General features: G+C 45.3%; 20 protein-coding genes. All 20 read left to right on the plus strand.

The features are described 5' to 3' along the window. Positions 1-2 precede the first annotated feature (2 nt). The 20 genes from epsI (at position 3) to rfbD (ending at position 21,737) form a co-directional block, all read left to right on the plus strand. Positions 3-710 (plus strand): exosortase-associated protein EpsI, B-type, encoded by a 708-nt coding sequence (epsI, locus tag ACFQ1Z_RS03300; protein WP_379055619.1) that lies wholly within the window; start codon positions 3-5, stop codon positions 708-710. Further along, on the plus strand, positions 711-1,868 hold the full coding sequence (locus ACFQ1Z_RS03305; RefSeq protein ID WP_379055621.1) for an O-antigen ligase family protein: 1,158 nt from the start codon (positions 711-713) through the stop codon (positions 1,866-1,868). Between the two features lie 79 nt (positions 1,869-1,947). Continuing rightward, complete coding sequence (locus ACFQ1Z_RS03310; protein ID WP_379055623.1) at positions 1,948-2,337, plus strand: acyltransferase; 390 nt, start codon at positions 1,948-1,950, stop codon at positions 2,335-2,337. Next, on the plus strand, positions 2,338-3,207 hold the full coding sequence (locus tag ACFQ1Z_RS03315; RefSeq protein ID WP_379055625.1) for a glycosyltransferase family 2 protein: 870 nt from the start codon (positions 2,338-2,340) through the stop codon (positions 3,205-3,207). Between the two features lie 5 nt (positions 3,208-3,212). Next, complete coding sequence (locus ACFQ1Z_RS03320; protein WP_379055627.1) at positions 3,213-4,283, plus strand: esterase-like activity of phytase family protein; 1,071 nt, start codon at positions 3,213-3,215, stop codon at positions 4,281-4,283. Between the two features lie 94 nt (positions 4,284-4,377). Beyond that, on the plus strand, positions 4,378-5,151 hold the full coding sequence (locus ACFQ1Z_RS03325) for a glycosyltransferase family 25 protein (RefSeq protein WP_379055629.1): 774 nt from the start codon (positions 4,378-4,380) through the stop codon (positions 5,149-5,151). Positions 5,152-5,171: 20 nt separating this feature from the next. Beyond that, the gene (locus ACFQ1Z_RS03330) at positions 5,172-6,362 is read left to right on the plus strand and encodes a glycosyltransferase (protein ID WP_379055631.1); all 1,191 of its coding nucleotides are present in this window, start codon (positions 5,172-5,174) and stop codon (positions 6,360-6,362) included. Further along, on the plus strand, positions 6,359-8,293 hold the full coding sequence (locus ACFQ1Z_RS03335; RefSeq protein WP_379055633.1) for a hypothetical protein: 1,935 nt from the start codon (positions 6,359-6,361) through the stop codon (positions 8,291-8,293). Before ACFQ1Z_RS03330 ends, ACFQ1Z_RS03335 begins: the two co-directional genes overlap by 4 nt. Positions 8,294-8,318: 25 nt before the next feature. Next, the gene (locus ACFQ1Z_RS03340; RefSeq protein WP_379055635.1) at positions 8,319-8,765 is read left to right on the plus strand and encodes a hypothetical protein; all 447 of its coding nucleotides are present in this window, start codon (positions 8,319-8,321) and stop codon (positions 8,763-8,765) included. Beyond that, positions 8,762-9,235 (plus strand): glycosyltransferase, encoded by a 474-nt coding sequence (locus ACFQ1Z_RS03345; protein WP_379055637.1) that lies wholly within the window; start codon positions 8,762-8,764, stop codon positions 9,233-9,235. Before ACFQ1Z_RS03340 ends, ACFQ1Z_RS03345 begins: the two co-directional genes overlap by 4 nt. A gap of 84 nt (positions 9,236-9,319) precedes the next feature. Continuing rightward, positions 9,320-10,486, plus strand: coding sequence for a nucleotide sugar dehydrogenase (locus ACFQ1Z_RS03350; protein WP_379055639.1), 1,167 nt, complete (start codon positions 9,320-9,322; stop codon positions 10,484-10,486). 26 nt (positions 10,487-10,512) lie between these two features. After that, complete coding sequence (locus tag ACFQ1Z_RS03355) at positions 10,513-11,958, plus strand: lipopolysaccharide biosynthesis protein (RefSeq protein WP_379055641.1); 1,446 nt, start codon at positions 10,513-10,515, stop codon at positions 11,956-11,958. 13 nt (positions 11,959-11,971) lie between these two features. After that, positions 11,972-12,961: a polysaccharide pyruvyl transferase family protein gene (locus ACFQ1Z_RS03360; RefSeq protein WP_379055643.1), complete on the plus strand. Its 990-nt coding sequence runs from the start codon at positions 11,972-11,974 to the stop codon at positions 12,959-12,961. A 34-nt stretch (positions 12,962-12,995) separates the two neighbouring features. Continuing rightward, the gene (galE, locus tag ACFQ1Z_RS03365) at positions 12,996-13,964 is read left to right on the plus strand and encodes a UDP-glucose 4-epimerase GalE (RefSeq protein ID WP_379055645.1); all 969 of its coding nucleotides are present in this window, start codon (positions 12,996-12,998) and stop codon (positions 13,962-13,964) included. 155 nt (positions 13,965-14,119) lie between these two features. Then, a complete protein-coding gene (locus ACFQ1Z_RS03370; RefSeq protein WP_379057158.1) occupies positions 14,120-15,217 on the plus strand; it encodes a polysaccharide pyruvyl transferase family protein in 1,098 nt (365 codons plus the stop codon). Between the two features lie 70 nt (positions 15,218-15,287). Beyond that, a complete protein-coding gene (locus ACFQ1Z_RS03375; protein ID WP_379055647.1) occupies positions 15,288-16,706 on the plus strand; it encodes a Coenzyme F420 hydrogenase/dehydrogenase, beta subunit C-terminal domain in 1,419 nt (472 codons plus the stop codon). A 137-nt stretch (positions 16,707-16,843) separates the two neighbouring features. Next, complete coding sequence (locus ACFQ1Z_RS03380; RefSeq protein ID WP_379055649.1) at positions 16,844-18,256, plus strand: mannose-1-phosphate guanylyltransferase/mannose-6-phosphate isomerase; 1,413 nt, start codon at positions 16,844-16,846, stop codon at positions 18,254-18,256. Then, positions 18,243-19,691, plus strand: coding sequence for a phosphomannomutase (locus ACFQ1Z_RS03385; RefSeq protein ID WP_379055651.1), 1,449 nt, complete (start codon positions 18,243-18,245; stop codon positions 19,689-19,691). Before ACFQ1Z_RS03380 ends, ACFQ1Z_RS03385 begins: the two co-directional genes overlap by 14 nt. Positions 19,692-19,797: 106 nt before the next feature. Beyond that, positions 19,798-20,853: a dTDP-glucose 4,6-dehydratase gene (gene rfbB, locus ACFQ1Z_RS03390; RefSeq protein ID WP_379055653.1), complete on the plus strand. Its 1,056-nt coding sequence runs from the start codon at positions 19,798-19,800 to the stop codon at positions 20,851-20,853. After that, complete coding sequence (gene rfbD / locus ACFQ1Z_RS03395; RefSeq protein WP_379055655.1) at positions 20,850-21,737, plus strand: dTDP-4-dehydrorhamnose reductase; 888 nt, start codon at positions 20,850-20,852, stop codon at positions 21,735-21,737. The genes rfbB and rfbD overlap by 4 nt, the downstream gene beginning before the upstream one ends. Positions 21,738-21,741 lie beyond the last annotated feature (4 nt).

Genomic DNA, 21,741 nt, shown 5'->3' on the forward strand with positions numbered 1-21,741 from the left:
AAATGAGTACCAATACAAAGACTCAGTTGTCACTGACCGTGATCATGCTTTGGAGTTTTTTAATTTGCATCCCTATGCAACCTAGTAAATTCTATAAAGATGATCACCAGTTTTCATCGCTTAAGGAAATCGTTCCTAGCAGATTTGATGACTGGGAAGAGATTGATCTTTCCAATACTGGCGGCATTGTCGACCCTACATCCAGTTCATTAGTTAATCAGATCTACAACCAGACGCTTTCAAGAACCTATATAAATAAAGTCACTCAACAGACGATCATGCTTTCTATCGCCTATGGTGAAGATCAGTCTGATAGCCGGGAGTTGCATATTCCTGATGCCTGCTACCCAGCGCAAGGTTTCCTTCTGAGTGAAAAAAACGATGTTGTGCTTGATACTGCCCGCGGCCAGATAAAGGCCAGAAAATTACTTGCTACCCAAAGCAGTAGGGTAGAGCCACTGATTTACTGGATAACTATGTCAGACAATCAGGTCAGGAAAGGCTACGACTCTAAGTTAACCCAATTAAAACTTGGGTTGCGTGGATTTATACCCGATGGCTTCGTTGTCAGAGTCTCCACCATTAATGAGAGCGTGAAAGATGCTTATCAGCTAGAGGAGCAATTTATTAACTCCTTATTGCTGTCCCTTAAGCCGGATGCATTAGTCAGGCTGACTGGTTTGAATCCTGACGTCAGCGGTGGCAAATAAATGAGAAATCCTGATATCACTTTCGATCAGAAGATGTTTAGATTTTTTTTTGCATTTTCAATGGTGGTGACGCTGTTAGGGATGCACTACGTCTTTAATTTTGTAAACACCAATCCTTTTGAAAGAGGCTTGCTGATCATAGCAGCATTTTTCTTATTTAAAGCGCAGCCAAAAGCGTCTATCCAGGGTTTTTTTGGCCTTATCCTGATCACATTCGCGATTTTTTTCTTTGGCTACTTTACCAAGTTTCATCAGTTCTCCTGGGGAAGGCTACTTAACGCTTATATCGCTCTGATTGCATTACTTTTGTTTTATGTGATTCAACCCAGCGAAGATAACCGGCTCTTCATACTTAAGTGGATATCGAGAATAGCCCCGTTTCTGGTGTTCTATGGCTTTTTTCTAATGCTATTTGGCCGCAGCGTATTCATGCAGGACCATACTGGCGCCATGCGCTATGGCGGTGGCACTATTCCTGCATATATGGCGGCGGCATCGTTCGCATCTTCTGTGGCGTTTGCCATGCTCTACAGACACACAGGCAACCTTAAAAATTTTGCCATGGTGTTCTTTTGCTTAGTCTGCGCGATTTTATCCGGTAGCCGCATGCCTACCGTGTGTATCGTTCTTTCTGCGTTCCCTATCTTATTTTTCAGTATCAAAAAATTTGAGAGCAAAGTTTATTTTATTTTGTTTTCATTGATATTTGGTTTGCTGGCGCTGGTGACTGTCGGTGATCAGCTAATGATGCGATTTGAATCCCAAAGCAGCAGCGGACGCGATAAACTATGGGACTCAGTCATTATGTGGATAAAATTCTATCCAAATACCGGTGTCGGATACGGGCATCACCCGCTGATCATTCCTGAATACATCAAGCTCTTTACTAAGACCCAGGCAGTACATAGTGAATACATAAGGGTTGTGGGCGAGTTAGGCTACTTTGGTGCAGCTATTTTTCTGGTAGGCACCATTCTGGTTTTTAATGGCTCATTCATCAAAAAGAACTTTGAAGATGTGGTGTTAGTGTTATGCATACTCACATCTTTCGCCCTGTTTTCTTATAGTGACAATACTTTGTTAAGTAGTTACTGTTCAATCATGCCTTTAGCTTACGCGATGGGCACAGGCCTTAAAAAAGCGAATAGCAATGTTTAGTCTAAAATATTCATCTCTGTCTAAAGTCAGGTCAGTTTTACAAGAGTCATTGAAGTTTGTATACAAACGTATATTCAAAATGGATATTCACGACTCCGTCAAATTCAGTCTTTCAGCGAAGTTTGATAAGACTAATCCTAAAGGCGTGCATGTCGCGGAAAATACCTACATCGCGTTTGACGTTGCCATTCTGACGCATGACTTTACCCGTGGAGTCAGACGGCATACAAGAATAGGCCGCAATTGCTTTATAGGTGCACGCAGTATCATTTTGCCTGGCGTTGAGATCGGTGATGGTTCCATCGTTGCGGCCGGCTCTGTAGTGGTCAAGAGCGTGCCTGCAAACTCTATCGTGGCAGGCAATCCGGCAAAAGTGATCAGGGAAAATATCAGTGTCGGGCCCTATGGTCGCTTCCTCAATGCAGATGAAGTACAACAGCAGGAAAGTTTAGAAAATGGATTCAATTAAATGATAAAAAAAGACTTTATTCTTTTTACTACATGCGAACCTGTCAATGAAGCAAGAGTCGCTGAACTGAAACGTTTAATGAACTCTGTAGATAAGTCTTTTAATGCTGATGGTATCAGCGCTATCCATGTGATTCTGTTACAGAGTACCACTCAAATACCATTTGAAACCGAACCATACCTGCAAACTGGCGCCAGGCACTTCCTGACAATCGATCGTAGGGTTTCTTTATCCAAGGCCCGCAATATTATGATTGAGTTCGCAATCAGTAACGCCTTGTTAGATCAGGCAGAACTGTGTGCTTTCCCTGATGATGATGCCTGGTATCCTGATGGATTTATGAAGCAAACGACCAGTTACTTTTCTTTGAATAAAAATCAGGATATTTTAATCACCAAGTACGGTAGCAAGCCAATCAGCAACCCCAATTTTGATGAACTGAAAAAGACGGTCACCATACAGCCTTCAAGCTTTATCAGAAATACCTCATCTAATACTTTGTTTATCAGAACAGCACTGGTTAAAAGTGTGGGATTGTTTGATGAGAAACTGGGGCTGGGCGCCGAAATCAACGGTGGCGAGGACCTGGACTATGGATTGAGGGCATTTTGCCTGAGCAATAAGCCTATCGCATTTTTCCCGGAAGTACTGGTTGGACACCGTGACCCTATGCGCTGGGTGGTGTCTAAATATTACTCCGGTAGCTTGTATGCAATCGGGAAAAGCGCTAGCTCCAGCCCCAAACTGGCGTTTCAATTTATCAGGAAAATCGCAGTTGGTATTTACCTTGTGATCACCAATCAACTGGCGTTTACTGAATTTAGAAAAGGGACTATGCAGGCAATAAAAGCAGCGGTGAATAAAGGCTAGTTATTTTGCATAAAGGTTGGTTGCGTTCACGCTTAACTTGGTTTTTTCTTTTTTGCTGTTTTTGTATTGTTGCTTTTTACACTCTGGTTCAAAGCATCATTGGCAAGCCTAATGCCAGCCCTTATTTGCATGGACGAGCCGTTGAAATAAGCGTCATTAGCGATAAAAATGCCTCATTAAAAGAATTACTTGGCGATAGTTATTTTATTAACGATCATCTGAGATTCATATCAGGCTGTGAGCTACAAAGCGAGCTGAATTATTTTGGCGGCTGGTCTGGCATGACATTCATAGGCAGCTCGCTATTGTTAGTCAGTGACCTCTCAGCCTGGTTGTTGATTACAGACCCATTGAGTCTGTGCGAAAAACGAAACGTTACTGGAACAATAGGTTGGCTGTTTAACTCAAACAAAAAATCTTTAAGAAGTACGGGTTACAGTGATATAGAGGCAGTGTCATATAGTAAACAGCAAAACCAATTGCTGCTGTCACACGAGTCATATAGCTCTGGCATCTTTGTAGGTGATTTAAACAACGACGATATCAGTAGCGTTCCATTTAAACTATTAACCGCTGTGCCCAGCAACTTGCACAACCTGCCTAAAGGTAGAGGACTGGAAGCGATATCCTGGCTAAATGTTGAGAAAAGTCGGCCATTGATACTTGCAATCGCAGAACGTAATCCCGGGGAAAATAATGATGCCATCCCTGGATGGATAATGGACGCAGACGGAAAGTCAGTGAAAGAATTTAACTTTGCAGTGGACCACGGCTATGATATTTCCGATATGGCATATGAAGAAAACTGTGGTTTATTCATACTGGAGCGAAAACTGAGTTGGCTGGGCAGGTTTTTCGTTAAACTGAAACGTGTCGACTTAGATGGGCTACTGGTAAAGAACGTATGGACATCTGAAACCATTTTTGCCGGAGATTCAAGCGGGCGCTTGATAGACAACATGGAAGGTATCGCTGTAAGTTACAATGATGCCGAGTGTAAAGTCTCTATGGTTTCTGATTCAAACTTTATCAAACTGCAGAAGACTACATTTCTTCTGTTTTCGTATTCTCGTTAAAAACGGCAGAATTTTCGGGATGATCACAGTCATCGGTTTTATGATCTAAAGCTGCCGTTAATTAAGTTTAGTGCTTGGAAGTTAGGTTTCACATATGCTCAAGATATATATAATTTCTTTAAAACGAGATGAAAAGAAACGCCGCGTCATTGAAAACAAACTAAACTCGTTGGGCTTGGGCTTTTCTTTTGTTGATGCGATAGAAGGAAAGCTCTTAACTGAATCTGAGATAAGTCATTTAAATTTCGCAGGTAAAATCAAACAGCGGGCGTTTAATCCGACCTTAGGAGAGATCGGATGCGGTTTAAGTCATTTAATTGCGTACAGGCAGTTTTTGAATACAGCGGATGAATGGGCTTGTATCCTCGAGGATGATGTCATACTCGATGAGCGCTTCTCTGTTTTCATTAAAAACTTTAATGAAAATGAATTATCTGAATATCAGGATTGTCTGTTTATTCTGGGCGGGCAGGATGGCCTGGACTCAAGACGGTTGATCTCGAAAAGTTTATTTAAATATATCAAAGTCGCAGGCCAAGTATTCAGAAAGATAGTTGGCGGTGAGCGGCATGTTTACCGGGCCTGCTGTTATCTGGTCAGCCGTAAAGTCTCTGACAACTTATTATCTGTTGCAAAAGAGACATTTTTCCTGGCGGATGATTGGCTTTATCTAAAGCAGCAAAATGCCTTTCAACAGATTTTTATATCTGATTTCGTTGCTCATCCTGTTGATCTGAGTAACAGCACCCTGGAACCAGAACGACAGGCATTACAATCAAAAGTGTTTGCGGAAGCTCCCCAGCTGCTTAAAACTATAAAATATTTCATAAAGGTAGTTGTTGCAAAATTGCGAAGCTGCTTTTTATAACTTATGTCGAGATGGCCGTAATGAAGAAAGTTGTATTTGTATTTGAAGACTTGCCAGTTGAAAATGGTAACGGATTTTCTACCTATAATCGAGCGTTCATTTCATGTGTCAATCATGAAGAGTATTCGATCAGCCTTATTATCACTGGGTCAAACCATCAAGGATATATCTACAACCCGCAGCAGGTCTTAAACTGCAAAGTATCTTCAATTAAAGTCATTAATGCCCTGCTAAGCACAACGCAGTTCTGTATACCTTCTATCAAGGGAGTACTAAAACTCTTCTATCGCAAGTTCCTCAAAGGCCGCGTCAGTGTTGGCGACGACAAACTAGTTAAAATCGGCCGCTGGTTAACCAGTGGCGAGCGCGCCTCTGTTGCAAACGAGATAAAAAAAATCAAACCCGATGTGGTATTTGTTGATACGATTTTTAGGTCTTTTGACTTTACAACCTTAGCCCCAGATTGCAAGACAGTATTGATAGGTCACGATGTTTTCTTTGAACGCTGTGCCTCAATGATTTCAAACGGGCTCAAGCCTTCACCTATGATCACGCCAGAGCTGGAACTCGGTGTCATCAGCCAATATGAAGATGTCATCGCAATCACAGAGCATGACGGGGCTATTTACCAAAGCCATCATATAAAAAATGTACACGTACTGCCATCGCCGATTTCCAGAAGAGCGTTTATTCCTGCAAAATCTAAAACAAAAGATCTGTTTTATCTGGGCAGCCGTGCTCACCATAATGTAAACGGGCTGTTATGGTTTTTGAATAACGTTTGGCCATCAGTTCTGGCTGCTGACCCACAAGTCACACTCTATGTTGTCGGTAGCGTATGCGAGCTTATACCCAAGACATTCAGCAATGTTAAGTTGCTTGGCATGCTGGATAGTTTTTCCGAAATCTGTGATGTTTCTGCAGTGGCGATCAATCCTGTACTCAGTGGCAGTGGGATGAAAATCAAGACACTGGATTATCTGGCGAATGGTCTGCCATGTATCACCACTGAGTTAGGCGCGGAAGGTTTCAGGATGGGCAGTGAAAATGGCCCTATATTGATTGCAAACAATGCTGAGGACTTTTCCAAGGTTTTATTGTCTCTAATACACGATGGTGAAAGGCTAAGTTTATTATCGACGGAGGCGCTTAAGCTGGCTGATCACTTTTCTTTCGATGGATTCAAAGAAAGGTTAGGGAAAATCTTGTGATAGCTAAGTCGTTTTACCTTAAAGCAAGCTTGTTATTCACCCATGCGTTTTTTGTTGTGCTTTGCCTGCATCCGGCTGAGTTACTGGCGAATGAGAATGCCGCTTTAAATGAACAAGAAGAGCTTTATACCGCTGTGTTTCGTGGCGTACGCTTACCTGAAGAACACTGGCCTGAAGCAAAATCCAAAGTCACCAGCGGTGAGTGGAAGACCTGGTACGAAAAAACCAAGAAAGATGTAGATTACTGGATCAAGAACTCAACTGAACAACACTCTTCGCCAGTAGGCTGGGCGCACGATTATATCGATGTCAAAACCGGCAAGTTTCTATTTTGGGCACCCACCTCCAATGTGCCGAATGCTGCGTCAGACAAGATTGTGAAAGCCTGGCGCTATCATGTGCGGTCATACAATATTCAGATGATGGTTGACGCAGCAAAGCTGTATCGCCTGACTGGCGATGACACGTATCAAAAATGGGTATTGGATCAATTAAAGAAATATAGCGAAAATTACGCCCAGCTCCCGTTAAATACCTGGAATGGTAGCGCCCAGCTATTTAATCAATCACTAGACGAAGCAGTCAATGTTTTTCCCTTGTTAGAGGCGTTAAGGATTCTTGGAGATCAAGTCAACGCGACTGATCGCAAAACTATCTACGAAAACCTGTTTTTACCTATGTCGGCCAATCTCATCAAAGCCTACAAAGGGGAGAACAATATCTCGGTATGGCAAGCAACTGCAATCACGGCGATAGGCCTGGAGTTCTACAATGAAAGCCTGCTGGATTATGGGCTGAAGTCGCCACATGGCGTGGTTGAGCTTTTTAATCGATGCGTCAATGATAACTTCTGGAATGAGCTTTCGTTCCAGTATCAAGATTATGTAGTCAGGGCAGTCAGCGAGTTGATTTATGCTGCAAAAATAAGAAATGTTTCAAACTCAGAGATTGATGGCCTGGCGATCAAAAATTTTAAAATGATGATTTCCCCGGCGCTGGTAGGTTTCAAGAATGAAGAAGCGCCTATGCTGAACGACAGTCAGGGTAAAAGAAAAGCACCAAATTTTTCACTTTGGGCATCGTTATTCCGCATCTATCCCACTTATTGGGGATCTGCGCTCAATAAGGACACCAGAAATTGGGATGTCTTAATAGACACGCCGCCCGCTGCAGCTGAGCCGGTCACATTGCCGCCGCCAAAATCCAGAGATCTTAATGGCTTACTCGCTTCTCAGCTTGTCAATGGCGACTGGCATATCATGGAACGCTATGGCCAATACAGCCGTTTTCACGCACATCAGGATGCTTTGTCTTATGATCTGCAATTTAAGGACGACTGGGTCTTTAAAGATGCCGGCACCGTAGGTTATGGCTCGCCTTTGCACACTAATTTTTTCAAGAGAGCGCATTCTTCCAATGCACCTATCGTAGATTACGACGGCCAGGCACCATGGCCATCACGCGCAAAAACAACTAATTTGTCTATTGCAGACAACTCATCAGAAATCTTTTTTGAGAATTATCGAAAAAATGTAAATTTAACGCGTACACTTAAGATAGAAAACGACAGTGTCATCGATAAGATCCGCTATGAATCCAGCCAGCCGCATACTTATGGCGTTGTTTACAACACCGCTTGTGAGGTCGTGCCTGACTCAGGGTTGAAAGAGGCGAAAGAAAATAAGGACTTATCGCAAGGGCCGTTCAAATACTGGAAAGTCGCGCATGTCTATCAGCTTGACCGTCCAGAAGGCCTGCAGTTAAATTGCAACAATAGCCGTTTTTCATTGAGATTTTCTTCAGCAAAGCTCCAGCGACTTGTGATTGCAAAAACACCTGACACGCAAGGTAATGAGCGAAATGGAATTTATATTGAAACATCCCCGACTCAATCAACCGATTTAACCATCACCTTAACTATTAAAAAATAGAATTTATTTTAAGGACACATTAATTATGAAGAAAGTTGTAGCCGTAGCTTCAGGCGGTGGTCACTGGGTGCAGTTACTCAGGATCAGGCCGGCATTTGAGGGGATGTCCGTACAATTCATCTCTACAAATGCAGGATACGCATCCCAGGTTGAACAGCCTTTGCATGTAGTGACTGATGCGAACATGTGGGAAAAGCTAAAGCTGATTAAAATGTTCCTAGAAGTCGCTTGTATTATCTTTAAAGTGAAACCTGACTTCGTCATCACCACCGGAGCTGCTCCTGGCTATGCGGCAATCATGTTCGGCAAGCTGCTGGGGGCCAAAACCATATGGATAGACAGCGTTGCGAACTCTGAAACATTATCCAGCTCTGGCAAGCGCGCAAAAAGGTGGGCCGATGTATGGTTGACCCAATGGCCTCACCTGGTAGATGAAGCTAATGGTTTGAAAACGTGGGGTAGCGTTTTATGATATTCGTAACGGTAGGCACGCAACTTCCCTTTGATAGATTAGTTAAAACGGTAGATACATGGAATGCTGCTAAACTCGTAGAGCTGTATTTGCAAGTGGGTCCATCAGAATATAAGCCACAAAATGCAGAGTTTTCTGTCTTTCTCGAGCCAGCTAAAGCCGATCAACTGTTTCAACAGGCCGAGATCATTATTTCTCATGCCGGAATGGGATCAATACTGACTGCATTGCGCTATCAAAAGCCCATCATCATCATGCCGAGGTTGGCTGCCCAGGGCGAACACCGTAACGACCATCAACTGGCGACATGCAAGTGGTTAGGTAACAAGTCTGGTATCCATGTGGCGCAGAACGAGATGGAATTGCTGGCGATTCTAAGTGACTATCAATCTTTAAAAGGTGGTGACGGCATCAGTAATTTCGCATCGCCAGAGTTGATTGATAATCTAAAAACTTTTTTTAGTGCTTAAAAGAAAACCTTATTCAAAAGTAGCACTATTACTACTTTAGATCATTCGTATCTATCAGATTTCTATAGTTTTAAAGGATGTTGTATGAAAATTGCAATTGCTGGTACAGGCTATGTGGGCCTTTCGTTGGCAGTTTTACTGGCTCAAAAAAATGAGGTGGTCGCTCTGGATATTATTCCGGAGAAAGTGGCGATGCTGAATCAAAAAAAATCTCCGATTTCTGATCACGAAATAGAAAACTTTCTAAGTAACAAACAACTGAATTTCAAAGCCACCACCGACAAAAATGAGGCTTATAAAGATGCTGAGTTTGTGGTGATCGCGACACCGACAGATTACGATGCTGAAACTAACTACTTTAATACCAAGTCTGTAGAGGCGGTGATTAAAGATGTGATGGCGATCAACCCGAATGCGGTGATGGTCATCAAATCCACGATTCCGGTCGGTTACACCGAAAAGATCAGTGCAGAGCTTAATTGCAATAACCTGATCTTTTCCCCGGAGTTTTTGCGCGAAGGCAAGGCGCTATACGACAATCTGTATCCATCGCGCATTGTGGTTGGTGAAGTGTCGGAAAGGGCGCAAAAATTTGCCGATTTGCTCAAAGATAGTTGCCTCAAGCCAGATGTCGCGGTGCTACTGACAAACAGTTCTGAGGCCGAAGCGATCAAACTGTTCGCCAATACCTTTCTTGCTATGCGCGTGGCCTATTTCAATGAGCTGGATACTTATGCTGAAACACATGGCTTAAACACACGCCAGATCATTGAGGGGGTTTGCATGGACCCACGCATAGGCAATCACTACAACAATCCATCATTCGGTTACGGCGGCTATTGCCTGCCCAAAGATACCAAACAGTTGCTGGCGAACTATTCTCAAGTGCCGCAGAACCTGATCAATGCGATCGTTGATGCGAACACCACGCGCAAAGATTTCGTAGCCATGAGCGTCATCAAGAAAAATCCGAAAGTGGTCGGTATCTACCGCCTGATCATGAAAGCCGGCTCGGATAATTTCAGGGCATCGTCTATCCAGGGCATTATGAAGCGCATTAAAGCGCGCGGTATTCAGGTTGTCGTGTATGAGCCTGCCCTGACTGAAGCGGAGTTCTTTAATTCGACTGTGATGCGCGATCTGGATGAGTTTAAGAAAATATCCGATGTGATCATTTCAAACCGGCACGCTGCAGAACTTGATGATGTGCTGACAAAAGTCTACTCACGGGATTTGTTTGGTTCAGATTGATAAAGAATGACGATATTGGTATTTAAATGACAAATGATTTAATCAAGCAATCCAAACGAGGTGTTTTCACCCTAATATCCGGTCAATTCTTTCGATTTTTAGTTCAGATAGCAGCCATTGTCATCATGTCCAGATTACTTTCTGCAGATGACTATGGCTTGACTGCGATTGTGCTTTCAGTAGTGAGTATAGGCGAGATATTCAGGGACTTTGGTTTGTCCTCGGCTGCGATCCAGGCAGAAAGTTTATCGCAGAGAGAAAAAAGCAATCTTTTCTGGTTGAACACACTGATAGGCTTGATACTTTCGGTCGTGCTATTTTTATCCAGCTGGCTGATCGCGGATTTCTTTCATGATGCCCGTTTAATACCGATTTCTCAGGTCTTAGCAGTAGTTTTTGTCATCAATGGCGTGGCGACACAATATAAAGCAGGCTTGAATCGTGATTTGAAATTAAAAGAAATCACAGTCAGCGAATCAGTCGCTCAATTCATTAGTACAGTTGCTGCCATTGCCCTGGCAGCTTACGGCATAGGCTACTGGGCGGTGGTGTACCAGCAAGTGATCAACTACTTGCTGGTGCTTGTACTTTTTGCGTTTTATCATGGCTGGATTCCGAGTCTGCCATGCTTCAAAACAAACGTAACTCACTTTTCGAAGTTTGGGTTAAACATGTTAGGTGCGCAGCTACTGAGCCAGGTGATCCGGTCTGCAGACACATTTATTATCGGCAAGTTTTTCGGTACCGATGTATTGGGTATTTATAACCGGGCACAGCAGATAGTGCTTATCTCGCTCAACCGTATCAACTCGCCTTCCACAACGCTAGCGCTCCCTGTGCTGTCACGTTTAAAGAATGATGATATCGAATATTATAAATTCCTTAACTATGGCCAGTCGGTACTGTTGCAGGCGGTATCGTTTACGTTCTCTATGCTGGCAATCAATGCTAAATGGATAGTACTAGTCGTTTTAGGGGCAAAGTGGGATTCTGCGGTTTACATTGTTCAGGCCTTGTGTGTGGTTGCAATCATTCAAGTGGCGTCTTACTCGCACTTTTGGATATGTCTTTCTAAAAACCTGATGGGTAAACGGTTTTTGTTTTCTATTTATACCTTGCCGGTATTCGTTAGTTTTATTCTGATAGGTGCCGCCCTGGGCTCGCTGGAAACTACATTGGTAGGTTTGGGATTAAGCAATTTGATATTATGGCTGTGCTCTATTGTTTTCTTGAGAAAGAACGGCATTGCAACCAATGAAATCACGCATGCTCCGTATGTGATCTGTTTCTTTTACATGACAGCGATCCTGAGTCTGATGGCGATCAGTCACTTTATGAACGTAAATATAGTCATTAAGCATATTATTTTGAATCTGCTGTTAATCTCGGCGGTTGTTTCCATGTATGTATTTTCTGATGCGTTCAGAATGTCCATAAAAAACATCATTAATTTAAAAGCCAAGGCACGATAATCAACGAGCGCACATGCAAGAAAATACCGTTGTTATTGATGCCCAGATCCATAAGCTTGAACAAATACTGGGCTTATTTGTAAATAGCGGCGATCGCTACGCGTTAATAGACTTTCCTGACCATTCGAATGTAGGGGATAGCGCCATATGGCTAGGGGAGGTCATATTATTAAAGCGTTTGACCGGGAATCTCCCCGGTTATGTTGCAGACTTGCATAGCTTTGACGCTGATGAATTGGTGGCTTGCTTTCCAGAAGGCGTCATTTTTATTCATGGCGGAGGTAACTTTGGCGACATCTGGCCGCAACATCAGGCTTTCAGAGAACGTATAGTAAGCTTATTTCCTGATAGAAAAGTTATTCAGCTGCCCCAGTCTATACACTTTTTAGATTCAAATAACCTTCATAAAGCGGTAAAGATTTTTAACAATCATCCAGACTTTCATCTGTTGGTTCGTGATCAGAAAAGTTATGATTTTGCGGCACGCAACTTTAAATCGAATGTCACACTCTCTCCAGATTGTGCGTTTGTTTTGGGTGCTCAACCTAGAAAAAAAACCTGCTCTAAGTATCTTTATCTACTCAGGACAGACAGTGAAAAAAAACAAAGTTACGCATGGAATGAATTGATACATGACAATAAAGACTCTGAGACTTGCGATTGGTTAGATGACGGCAAGCTTTTTAAATGGAAGGCGGCCGCAGTTGCAGTCATTGATGCTTTAAGTATAGCCTTTACTCAAAGTTTCAGATTTCATTATTATCAAGCCAAGGCAAAAATTAGAGTTAAGCGAGGATTAAGGATACTATCCAGAGGGCAGGTGGTAATCACAGACCGCCTGCATGCACACATCCTGTCTGTGCTATTAAATACTCCCCATTACGTATTAGATAATAGTTACGGGAAAATAAGTGCATATATACAATGTTGGACTAAGGAGTACGCCTTGCTTCAGCAAGTGAGCTCCCTGGCTGAGCTCAAAAAGCAAACGCAAAATAAATAGTGATGGATTTAATTGTTATTGGAAACATGCAATCATGAAAGTTCTTGTAGTAGGTGGTGCAGGCTATATAGGCTCCCATATGGTAAAGATGTTACTGAGTGCCGGGCATGATGTGCTCACACTGGACAATCTGTCTAACGGGCATAGAGATGCTGTACTTGGTGGTACTTTTATTGAAGGTGACCTGGCTGACGTCAATTGTCTCAATCAGCTATTCGAGCAACATCAGCCTGAAGCGGTGATGCATTTTGCTTCTTATATTCAAGTGGGTGAATCGGTACGCAAACCTGATATTTATTATCAGAATAATGTAAGCAACACTTTGAATCTACTGGATGTAATGCTGAAGTTTAATGTTAAGAAATTTATTTTCTCATCGACTGCAGCAGTGTTTGGCGAGCCTGATTATGTACCGATTGATGAAAAGCACCCCCATCGCCCTATGAATCCCTATGGTAGGTCAAAATGGATCATGGAACAGATACTCTCTGACTATGATCAGGCTTTTGATTTCCGTTCTGTCTGCCTGCGCTATTTCAACGCTGCCGGTGCTGATCCGGAAGGGCAGTTGGGTGAGCGCCATGATCCGGAAACACATCTGATTCCGCTTGTGTTACAAGTGGCCTCCGGCAGACGCGCTGACATTCAAGTCTTTGGTAGTGATTACGACACCCCGGATGGCACTTGCGTGCGTGATTACATTCATATTACTGATTTATGCTCTGCACATTTAGCGGCCCTGCAATACTTGAATAACGGTGGCGAAAGTAACCTTTTCAATCTGGGTAATGGCATAGGCTTCTCGGTACAGGAAATCATTGATACAGCAAGAAAAGTGTCTGGAAAAGACATCACTGTTGTGCATGCTGCGCGGCGTGATGGTGATCCTGCACGCTTGGTCGCTGACTCAAAACGGGCAAAATCGATTCTCAACTGGACTCCCCAATATACAGAGCTGGAAACGATAGTTTCACACGCCTGGCAATGGGAAATGAAGCATTAAAATTACTTTATTTCATGGCTTTGTATGCGCATGCTATTAATTTAGCTGCATTCATAGCCAATGAATCAGTTTGAAAGCTTATGCTCAAGAATGATGACTGCGTTATTCTTGTACATTCACCTTTTTGTATATCTTCAGGAAGTCTTGTGAGTCAAATGAAAAAAGTCGGAATATTAACCCTACCTTTGAATGATAATTATGGAGGTCTTTTACAAGCAGTAGCGCTATCCGGTTTTCTTTCTCAGCATGGTTTTGAGGTTGTATTCTTAAAAAATGAATACTTTAAAAACAAATGGAAATCATTGGTGTGGTCAGCCATTGCAAGAATTCCTTTCCAGAATGTTAATGGGGCAAGATACGCGCATAAAAAAAGGGTGCTGCATAAAGCCTTTATAAAGAACCACATTCCTAGGCGTACCCGCACCCTGAGATCCATTGAGGATTTCAAGAGCATAGTTAAACAAGAAAAGCTTGATGCGATCATTGTTGGTAGTGACCAGGTCTGGCGTTGGGATTACATATTAGACGGATATGAAAGATATTTTCTGAGCTTTGTTGACGGTAGCAAAGTGCGCAAAATTTCTTATGCGGCATCATTCGGTAAACCGCAGTGGCAAGCCGCTGAAAAGTTAGATGAAGTTTCCAAACTTCTGGCCGACTTTCATGCAGTTTCCGCCAGGGAATCTGATGGTGTAGCCATCTGCCAGCAGCTGGCAAGAAAGGATAGTCAGCTGGTCGTGGACCCGACACTGCTGGTGAAGCCAAATTTTTATGATCAATTTTTAATCAAAGCAAAACATGTATCTGAGCAGAAGACCTTGCTAACCTATGTGCTTGATGAGCAAGGAAAGAAAAAAGACTTCATTAATGCGATACATGAGAGCCTGGGTACAGATTATGCAGTCAAATCTCTTGGGCTACAGTCAGACAGGACCGCACCGGAGTGGGTTACAGCGTTTCACGATGCCGATTATGTGATAACAGACTCGTTTCATGGCATGGCATTCTCCATCATGTTTAACAAACCATTTGTGGTCATAGGCAATAGCCATAGAGGTGTAAGCAGATTCACCTCATTGCTACAACAACTAGACCTGGTGTCCAGAATGGTAGATGAGAGCAGCCTGGAGAAATATTCAGTAAAAGATTTAGTTAGCCATAAAATTGATTACAATGAAATCAACACTAAATTGCAACTACTCAGGGAAAAGTCGGCCAATTTCTTGATGAATGCATTAGAAGCAACTCGTTGAGTGATCACACCTAATGTTAATAAACTGTATGTGACCAGTTTGCATTTTCAATATAAGCAGAATACGCACCATGAATGTAACTAATCTAAAACAAAACTCAATCTCCCATGCCCAGCCATTCACCATTGTGAATGTGGCCCAGCAAGGCGTGTGCGTAGGATGTGGCGCGTGTGCGGTTGTTGATCAGAATGTGAAACTGGTAAGAAACTCATTTGGTGCAATGGTCGCGGATTTTTCAGCCATTGCTAACTTAGCCGACAGCCCTGCCGATTCAGTATGTCCATTTTCTGATAATAGCCAGAATGAGGACTTCTTAGGCAAGCTGATATATCAAGACTCAGAGCATTATGACCAGAGAGTAGGTTATTACTCTAGTATATATTCTGGTCGCAGGGTGAGTGAAGACACTTTGCTGAACAGTAGTTCTGGCGGGTTGACCAGCTATGTTGCTACCGAGTTATTAAAACAAGGTCATGTTGATGGCATTATTCATGTAGGAAAAAATCAATCTGCCGACAACGATGCGCTGTTCTCCTTTGTTGTATCCTATTCTGAGGCTGAGGCTGATAAACATAAGAAATCACAATATTATTCATTGAGCTTTGATGCTGTACTCAAGCAGGTGAGAGGGGATGGCAAGCGCTATGTGTTTGTGGGTGTACCATGCTTTATCAAGGCATTACGCAATATTGCCTTACATGATGAGGTGCTGGCTAAACAAATCTCTTTCACGCTAGGCCTGGTATGTGGTCACTTGAAATCTTCAGCATTTGCCGAGTTATTGTCATGGCAACTGGGCGTAAAGCCTGAGGCTCTCAAAGCGGTAGATTTCAGAAAGAAGAATAAAAGCTCTACAGTCAATGCCTATGATTTTATGGCGACAGACCATGCTGGCAATAGTTACGCAAAAACCTCAGCCCGGATGTTCGGCGGAGGATGGGGCTATGCAACCTTTCAATTAGAAGCCTGTGATTATTGTGATGATATTTTTGCCGAAACAGCCGATGCTGTTTTTGGTGATGCCTGGCTACCACAATTCAATACTTACTGGCAGGGAACTAACATTGTTTTAGTCAGAAACAAGGTCATAGACAGCATTCTGAATACTGCAAAGATATCCCAGCAGATCGTGCTGGAAAACCTTGCAATTGATGATCTTTGCCTATCCCAGCAAGGAAACTTCCGTCATCGCAGAGAAGGTCTGGTTGTGCGTTTGCATGACGATGTCAATGCCGGGAAAGCGATTCCGCGCAAGCGAGTGAATCTGGACACTATAAAAGCCATCGCTAAGAAGAGGATTGCCTTGGTGCGTTTACGCAGGACTATGGCGCGTGAAAGCCATGGGTTCTTTTACGAGGCGAAAAAACAGGGTGACCTGAACTTTTTTATTAATAAAATGACACCATTAAAAGACAAAATGGATCGTTTTTATAAACCCAATCTGTTTATCCGGGCTTTCCGTAAAGCTAGAAGAATACTTGGCATTTAGCGCAAATCCCTCTCATGCAAGTTATAGTTATTCGTGCGCTATGAAATGTTGCCACTGGCTTTATTACAGCCAGATTCATGCTTCGTTTCGTGGTTAGAAATATTTCAAGTTTATTATTTAATTAAATGGTGTTTCAAATGAAAGTTATTCCGGTAGTTCTTTCTGGTGGTTCTGGCACACGATTATGGCCGCTCTCTAGGGCGGTATTGCCTAAGCAGCTTTTACCTTTAGTGACTGATAACACCATGCTGCAGGAAACCTTGACCAGGCTATCCAGCTGGGCAGATATAGGTGACCCTATCGTGGTATGTGGCAATGATCACCGCTTTCTGGTGGCTGAGCAGTTGCGCCAGATTGATTTAAACCCTGAATCCATAGTGTTGGAACCTGTTGCGCGTAACACGGCGCCGGCGATCGCTGCGGCCGCCATCAGTCTGAAAGATAAAAATGTGTTGATGCTGGTGTTGCCAGCCGACCATGTGATCACCGATGTGGCTGCTTTTGAAGCCGCAGTGCGTAAAGCCAGCGTGGCGGCGGAGCAGGGCAAGCTGGTCACCTTCGGCATACAGCCTACACATGCGGAGACTGGTTATGGTTATATTCAGTCCGGCAATGCTTTAAGTGGCGCTGCAGGCGCGTTTGAAGTGGCCAGATTTGTAGAAAAACCGAATGCCGAGACGGCACAACAATATGTGGATGCCGGTAATTTCTACTGGAACAGCGGCATGTTCCTGTTTAAACCGGCGGTGTTCCTGAGCGAGCTGCAGCAATATGCGCCTGCCATGCTGAACGCAGTCACTGGCGCCGTGGCGCAAAGTTACAAAGACCTGGATTTTGTGCGTTTGCATGAAGCTTCTTTTGCCGAGTCGCCTTCGGATTCTATTGATTATGCGGTGATGGAAAAAACCAAACTGGCGGCGATAGTGCCGGCCAGCATAGGCTGGAATGATGTGGGCTCGTGGACGGCCCTGAAAGAAGTGCAGGCTAATGACGCAGAGGGCAATGCCACTCGCGGTGATGTTTTCCTTAAGGATGTGAAAAATACCCTGATCCGTGCTGAAAGCCGTTTTGTGGCGGCGGTGGGCGTAGAAGACTTGCTGATCGTGGAAACGGGTGATGCAGTGTTGGTCGCACACCGGGACAGGGCGCAGGATGTTAAAAGCATTGTTGACCATCTCAAAGCTAGCGGTCGTTCTGAACACCAGATGCATCCACGCGTATATAGACCCTGGGGTTGGTACGAGGGCATAGATATAGGCGAGCGCTTCCAGGTGAAACGCATCATGGTCAAGCCGGGCGAAAGACTGTCGTTGCAGATGCATCATCACAGAGCCGAGCATTGGGTGGTGGTCAGCGGCTCTGCCATGATCACTGTGAATGATGTGAGCAGGCTGTATACCGAGAATGAATCGACTTATATCCCTATCGGTTCTACGCACAGGCTGGAAAACCCGGGCAAGCTGCCCTTGCATCTGATAGAAGTGCAGTCAGGCAGCTATCTGGGCGAAGATGACATTGTCCGCTACGAAGATACCTATGGCCGTAGTTAAGGTAGCAGAGATGCCGGTATTACAAACTGTGATGCAGCAGAGCGGGGTGGCCTTTGGCACCAGCGGTGCGCGTGGCCTGGTGGCCGCCATGACTGACGACGTGTGTGCCGCTTATACCCAGGCTTTTATAAAGACAGTGCAAAGCGCATTCAGTTTTAAACAGGTAGCCATTGCGGTAGATCTGCGCCCTAGTAGCCCGCGCATTGCCGAAGCCTGTGCCAAGATGCTGCGCCAGCTAGGGCTGGAAGTGATCTTCTGTGGCGCTATCCCCACACCGGCATTGGCCTTGTTTGCGCAGACACGCGGTGTGCCTGGCATCATGGTCACCGGTAGTCATATTCCTTTTGACCGCAACGGCCTCAAGTTTTACCGGCCCGATGGCGAGATCACCAAGTCTGATGAAGCTGCCATGCTGGCCAGTGAGCTGCAGTCATTATCTGAAACGGCCAGCAGCTTGCCTGAAGAGGATCCTGTGGCCAGGGCCGAGTATATCCAGCGTTATAAGGATTTACTCGGTGAGCAGGCGCTCGCCGGTTTAAAGCTGGCTATTTACCAGCACTCTAGTGTGGCGCGCGACGTCTTGCACAGTCTGCTGGGGGATCTGGGCGCTGAAGTCATCTGCCTGGAACGTTCTGACATTTTTGTGCCTATAGATACTGAAGCCGTTTCGGCCGAAGATACGCAACGCGGCCTGGATTGGGTGGCGCAATATCAGGTAGATGCGATCATTTCTACCGATGGTGATGGTGACCGGCCGCTGATCAGTGATGAACACGGTCACTGGTTGCGCGGTGATATTGTCGGTTTACTCACCGCACAGGCCTTGCAGATCTCGCATCTGGCGGTACCGGTCAGCTGTAATACCGCGATAGAAGCCAGCGGTTTTTTCCAGCAAGTAGCGCGCACTCGCATAGGCTCACCATTTGTGATCGCCGGCATGCAAGCCTTGCAACAAGAGGGCGCGCCCAGCGTGGCCGGTTTTGAGGCCAATGGCGGTTTTCTGTTGGGTAGCCATATAGCAAACGCACCATCATTACAGCCCCTGCCAACGCGGGATGCGGTATTGCCGGTGGTGACGCTGCTGGCACAGGTAAAAGCGCTGGGTAAGCCGCTGTCACAACTGGTGGCAGCTTTGCCACAGCGCTTTACCGCCAGTGACCGCCTGCAGGATTTCCCAACCGAGAAAAGCAAGGCACTGCTGGCGGGCTGGACTGAGCATCCTGAGCATATGTTGCAATCCCTGCAGCTTGCTGAGCAGCTATCGCATATCGACAGCACTGATGGCTTGCGGGCCACCCTGCAATCCGGCCGCGTGGTGCATTTGCGGCCTTCAGGCAATGCGCCAGAGTTCAGGTGCTATGTTGAAGAAAACAGCCAGGCGGCGGCGCAATCATTACTCACGGCTGTGATGGCGCAGCTTAAGCAGTTCGCATAAGACAAACCCGGTTGCACGGATAAATTCATACTAAAATTGTCGATAGCGCAAAAACGTTCTAATATGCCTTTTTGCTATCTGAACACTAAAAAAGGTTATTGATTACATGATTTTTGTTACTGGGGGCGCCGGCTTTATCGGCAGTAATTTTGTATTGGATTGGCTGGCGCAGTCGGATGAGCCTGTGCTGAACCTGGATAAACTGACCTACGCAGGCAATCTGGATAACCTGAGCTCCATTAAAGATGACCCACGCCATATTTTTGTTCAGGGCGATATCGGTGATTTTGAACTGGTCAGACGCTTGCTGGCTGAACATCAACCCAGGGCAGTGCTGAATTTTGCTGCAGAGTCACATGTTGACCGCTCTATTCATGGCCCGGAAGATTTTATTCAGACCAATGTGGTCGGCACTTTCCATTTGCTGGAGGCAGTGCGCGCGTACTGGGTTGGCCTGGAAGGCGATGCAAAAAGCGATTTCAGGTTGCTGCATGTGTCTACTGATGAGGTCTATGGCTCTTTAGAAAAAACTGACCCGCCTTTTAACGAAAACAACCGTTACGAGCCTAACAGCCCGTACTCAGCGTCCAAAGCCGCTTCTGACCATCTGGTCAGGGCTTATCATCACACGTATGGTTTACCGGTACTCACCACTAATTGCTCGAATAACTATGGTCCGTATCATTTCCCGGAAAAGCTGATCCCGCTGGTGATCCACAATGCCTTGCAGGGTAAGCCGTTGCCGATTTATGGCGATGGGCAGCAGATCCGCGACTGGCTGTATGTCAAAGACCACTGTACGGCTATCCGCCGTGTACTGGCGGCCGGGCAACTGGGGGAGACCTATAATGTGGGCGGCTGGAACGAAAAACCAAACATTGAAGTGGTGAATACCATCTGCACGATATTGGATGAGCTGAAACCGCGTGCGGATGGCGTGTCTTTTAATGCGCAGATCACCTATGTCAAAGACCGTCCCGGCCATGACAGGCGCTATGCGATAGACGCTACCCGGCTGGAAAAAGAACTGGACTGGAAACCGGCAGAAACCTTTGAAAGCGGCATACGCAAAACAGTGCAGTGGTACCTGGATAACCCAGCCTGGGTGGAAAACATCACCAGCGGCCAATACCGGCAGTGGGTAGAAAAGCAGTATCAATGAAGTTGCTGCTGACCGGATGCAACGGCCAAGTAGGCTTTGAACTGCAACGCAGCCTGGCGCCTGTGGCCGAAGTGATCGCAATCGGCAGGGCTGACTGCGATCTGGCCGATGCGTCTGCGCTGCGCGCACTCATACAGCAGATCAAACCGGATGGCATCATCAACCCTGCGGCTTACACCGCAGTGGATAAGGCCGAATCAGATGCCGTGCTGGCCACAAAGATCAATGTCGATGCGCCGCGCATCATGGGTGAAGAAGCCGCTAAAATCGGCGCCTTTGTGTTTCATTATTCGACTGACTATGTATTTGAAGGGGTGGGCGAGCAGTTTTATCGCGAGACTGATACGACCAATCCGCAGAATGTCTACGGCCACAGCAAATTGCAAGGCGAACAAGCGTTATTGAGCACCTGCCCACGCAGCCTGATCATGAGAACCAGCTGGGTAGTAGGCGCACATGGCGGCAACTTTGCCAAGACCATGCTCAGGCTGGCCAGTGAGCGCGACAGTTTGAGTGTGGTGGCTAACCAGTTTGGCGCACCGACCTCTGCCGCGCTGCTGGCGGATGTGACTGCGCAGCTGGTTGCGCGCATCAAAGCCAGCGGAGGTGCGGCATTCCCGTACGGCTTGTATCATGTGGCAGCGTCCGGGGTGACCAGCTGGCACGAATATGCCCGCTTTGTGATTGCGCAAGCGGTCACCGCCGGCAAACCAGTCAAAGTAACACCAGACATGGTGAAACCCATCAGCAGCGCGGATTACCCGGTGCCGGCAAAACGTCCGGCTAATTCCAGGCTGGATACCAGCTTGTTCCAGAACACATTTGATCTGCGCCTTCCTGACTGGAAGCAGGGCGTAGCGCATGTGTTACAGCAAATTTTATAAGGCG

This window comes from Methylophilus luteus, assembly GCF_042676265.1.
GTDB classification, from domain to species: Bacteria; Pseudomonadota; Gammaproteobacteria; order Burkholderiales; family Methylophilaceae; genus Methylophilus; species Methylophilus luteus.

Coding starts and splice junctions, on each gene's coding strand:
- epsI (WP_379055619.1), top strand. CDS start 3: ATGAGTACCAATACAAAGACTCAGTTGTCACTGACCGTGATCATGCTT.
- ACFQ1Z_RS03305 (WP_379055621.1), top strand. CDS start 711: ATGAGAAATCCTGATATCACTTTCGATCAGAAGATGTTTAGATTTTTT.
- ACFQ1Z_RS03310 (WP_379055623.1), top strand. CDS start 1,948: ATGGATATTCACGACTCCGTCAAATTCAGTCTTTCAGCGAAGTTTGAT.
- ACFQ1Z_RS03315 (WP_379055625.1), top strand. CDS start 2,338: ATGATAAAAAAAGACTTTATTCTTTTTACTACATGCGAACCTGTCAAT.
- ACFQ1Z_RS03325 (WP_379055629.1), top strand. CDS start 4,378: ATGCTCAAGATATATATAATTTCTTTAAAACGAGATGAAAAGAAACGC.
- ACFQ1Z_RS03330 (WP_379055631.1), top strand. CDS start 5,172: ATGAAGAAAGTTGTATTTGTATTTGAAGACTTGCCAGTTGAAAATGGT.
- ACFQ1Z_RS03340 (WP_379055635.1), top strand. CDS start 8,319: ATGAAGAAAGTTGTAGCCGTAGCTTCAGGCGGTGGTCACTGGGTGCAG.
- ACFQ1Z_RS03345 (WP_379055637.1), top strand. CDS start 8,762: ATGATATTCGTAACGGTAGGCACGCAACTTCCCTTTGATAGATTAGTT.
- ACFQ1Z_RS03350 (WP_379055639.1), top strand. CDS start 9,320: ATGAAAATTGCAATTGCTGGTACAGGCTATGTGGGCCTTTCGTTGGCA.
- ACFQ1Z_RS03355 (WP_379055641.1), top strand. CDS start 10,513: ATGACAAATGATTTAATCAAGCAATCCAAACGAGGTGTTTTCACCCTA.
- ACFQ1Z_RS03360 (WP_379055643.1), top strand. CDS start 11,972: ATGCAAGAAAATACCGTTGTTATTGATGCCCAGATCCATAAGCTTGAA.
- galE (WP_379055645.1), top strand. CDS start 12,996: ATGAAAGTTCTTGTAGTAGGTGGTGCAGGCTATATAGGCTCCCATATG.
- ACFQ1Z_RS03370 (WP_379057158.1), top strand. CDS start 14,120: ATGAAAAAAGTCGGAATATTAACCCTACCTTTGAATGATAATTATGGA.
- ACFQ1Z_RS03375 (WP_379055647.1), top strand. CDS start 15,288: ATGAATGTAACTAATCTAAAACAAAACTCAATCTCCCATGCCCAGCCA.
- ACFQ1Z_RS03380 (WP_379055649.1), top strand. CDS start 16,844: ATGAAAGTTATTCCGGTAGTTCTTTCTGGTGGTTCTGGCACACGATTA.
- ACFQ1Z_RS03385 (WP_379055651.1), top strand. CDS start 18,243: ATGGCCGTAGTTAAGGTAGCAGAGATGCCGGTATTACAAACTGTGATG.
- rfbB (WP_379055653.1), top strand. CDS start 19,798: ATGATTTTTGTTACTGGGGGCGCCGGCTTTATCGGCAGTAATTTTGTA.
- rfbD (WP_379055655.1), top strand. CDS start 20,850: ATGAAGTTGCTGCTGACCGGATGCAACGGCCAAGTAGGCTTTGAACTG.